We start from the raw sequence: 2,329 nt of genomic DNA, 5'->3' as shown, positions 1-2,329 counted from the left end.
ATGCACCAGCAGCCCGGCATCGCGCGCCAGGGTGGCTGGGTTGCAGCTCACGTACACAATGCGCTTCGGGGGCGTCCAGCCTTCGGCCCCTGCAGGCAAGGGGCCAGCGCCCTCGGCGCCAATGCGGGCCTGTTCAATGTCCGCCAGCGCCTTGGCCAGCGCAAACGCCCCCTCGCGTGGTGGGTCCACCAGCCACTTGTCGGCAGCGCCGTCGGCCACCAGCATCTCGGGCGTCATCTCGAACAGGTTGCGCGCTACAAAATCCGTAGCTGCCAGTGCTTTATGGTCCGGCGCCTGGGCCTGATTCAGTGCATAGTTCTCACGCGAGCGGGCCACCAGGGCCTCGCTGCCCTCGATGCCCAGCACCTCGCGCGCCTGCGTGGCCAGGGGCAGCGTGAAATTGCCCAGGCCACAGAACCAGTCGATCACGCGTTCGTGGGGCTGCACGTCCAGCAGGCGCAGCGCGCGGCTCACCAGCACGCGGTTGATGTGCGGGTTCACCTGGGTGAAGTCCGTGGGCTTGAAAGGCATGGTGATGCCGAAGTCCGGCAGTGCGTACGACAGCTGCTCGCCGCCTTCGTCCAGCAGCTTCACCGTGTCCGGGCCCTTGGGCTGCAGCCACCATTGCACATGATGCTCCGCCGCAAAGGCACGCAGCCTGGTGATGTCATCGGTGCTCAGCGGCTCCAGGTGGCGCAGCACCAGCGCGGTCACGGTGTCGCCGCAGGCCAGTTCGATCTGTGGGCAGGTGTCGCGGGCATCCAGGCTGGCAATCAGTGCGCGCAGGGGCATCAGCATGGCATCGACATGCGGGGGCAAGATCTTGCAGGTCTGCATGTCGGCGATGTAGCGGCTCTTGCGCTCATGAAAGCCCACCAGGACCTGGCCCTTCTTGATCACGTGGCGCACCGCCAGGCGGGCGCGGTAACGGTAGCCCCAGGCGGGCCCTTCGATGGGACGCAGCATGGTCTCGGCCTTGACCTTGCCCAGATGCCAGAGGTTGTCTTCCAGCACCCGCTGCTTGACGGCCACCTGCGCGCCCACGTGCAAGTGCTGCATCTTGCAGCCGCCACAGGCGCCTGCGTGCAGGCCAAAGTGGGGGCAATCCGGCCGCACGCGCTGGGACGACTCGCGGTGGATCGCTACCAGGCTGGCCTGCTCCCAGTTGTTCTTCTTGCGGTGGGTGTTGGCGGTGACCAGCTCGAATGGCAGGGCACCATCGATAAAGACCACTTTGCCGTCGGGCTTGCGGGCAACGCCCTGGGCGTCCAGGTCCATGGACTGCACGTGCAGCCAGCCTTCGGGCAGGTCACTTTGGGAATTCTGCTCGGTGGGTTCAAACGAGGGGGATAGTTCTTTCGGTTCGCTCATCCCCCGATTGTCTCAGGCGCGGCACGCCCACTGGCCGCACCCCTGCGAACTGTCCGTTTCAGCCCCGGTCAGCGCGCGCAGGCCGCATGCCCCCGGGCGCGGACACGGCCGTGAGTGGCAGCTTGTTGATGGTGAGTTCGCAGCCAAAGTTGTCGGGCGAAAACACGAGGGTCGAGCCCGGGGCCACCAGGGGCAAGGTTTCGTGGATCTGCCGTGACATGTCCACCGGCGGCACCGGGGCGCGGTACACGATGTCCTTGTCAGGGCCATAGACGACGTAGCAGGATGCAGCGGCCGTCTGGCTGAACAGGGCAGCCACCAGGGCTGCGGCGGCATAGGGGAAAGCGGTCGTCATGGTGTAGCTCCTCATGCAAGCAGATCTTCAGAGAATTATGCGGGCTTCTGCCAGCACCGCCAATCCGGTAGGTGTACGCGCATGGTGTGGGGTTAGCGCAGGTACAGGTGGTTGGTGTGCTTGACTTCTTCCATCACCGCATAGGTGCGCGTCTCGCGCACGCCCGGTAGCTGCCACAGCACATTGCCCGCAAACACGCGGTAGGCATTCATGTCGGCGGATCGCGTCTTGAGCAGGTAGTCAAACCCGCCCGCCACCATGTGGCATTCCATGATTTCGGGGTGCACCTGCACGGCGGCCTTGAACTGGTCGAACACATTGGGCGTGGTGCGGTCCAGCAGCACCTCCACAAACACCAGCATGCCCGCGCCCAGCTTCAGGGGGTTCAGGTGCGCCTCGTAGCCCAGGATGAAGCCATCGCGCGTAAGGCGCTGCACCCGCGCCAGCACGGCCGTGGGCGACAGAGCCACCGCCTCGGCCAGCTTGAGGTTGGCAATGCGGCCGTCTTCCTGCAGGATTGACAGGATCTTGCGGTCAATCCGGTCGAGATCGGGTTCTGTTTGCATTTCGGTTAGTGATTTATTCGGTGCGATCACCAATTTT

3 protein-coding genes are annotated in these 2,329 nt (G+C 64.8%); all 3 read right to left on the bottom strand.

Going from position 1 to position 2,329, the window contains the following annotated elements; genetic code table 11:
* On the bottom strand, positions 1 to 1,371 hold a 1,371-nt coding region (gene rlmD / locus DBR23_RS26665), incomplete at its 3' end, for a 23S rRNA (uracil(1939)-C(5))-methyltransferase RlmD (RefSeq protein WP_233250768.1).
* A 58-nt stretch (positions 1,372 to 1,429) separates the two neighbouring features.
* A complete protein-coding gene (locus DBR23_RS26660; RefSeq protein ID WP_099730513.1) occupies positions 1,430 to 1,726 on the bottom strand; it encodes a hypothetical protein in 297 nt (98 codons plus the stop codon).
* Positions 1,727 to 1,818: 92 nt separating this feature from the next.
* Positions 1,819 to 2,292: an Lrp/AsnC ligand binding domain-containing protein gene (locus DBR23_RS26655; RefSeq protein ID WP_108500095.1), complete on the bottom strand. Its 474-nt coding sequence runs from the start codon at positions 2,290 to 2,292 to the stop codon at positions 1,819 to 1,821.
* Positions 2,293 to 2,329 lie beyond the last annotated feature (37 nt).

The organism is Acidovorax sp. HMWF018 (assembly GCF_003061035.1).
Taxonomy (GTDB): domain Bacteria; phylum Pseudomonadota; class Gammaproteobacteria; order Burkholderiales; family Burkholderiaceae_C; genus Acidovorax; species Acidovorax delafieldii.
Note: the sequence above shows the minus strand (reverse complement) of the source record. Positions and strands in the feature narration are given on the sequence as shown.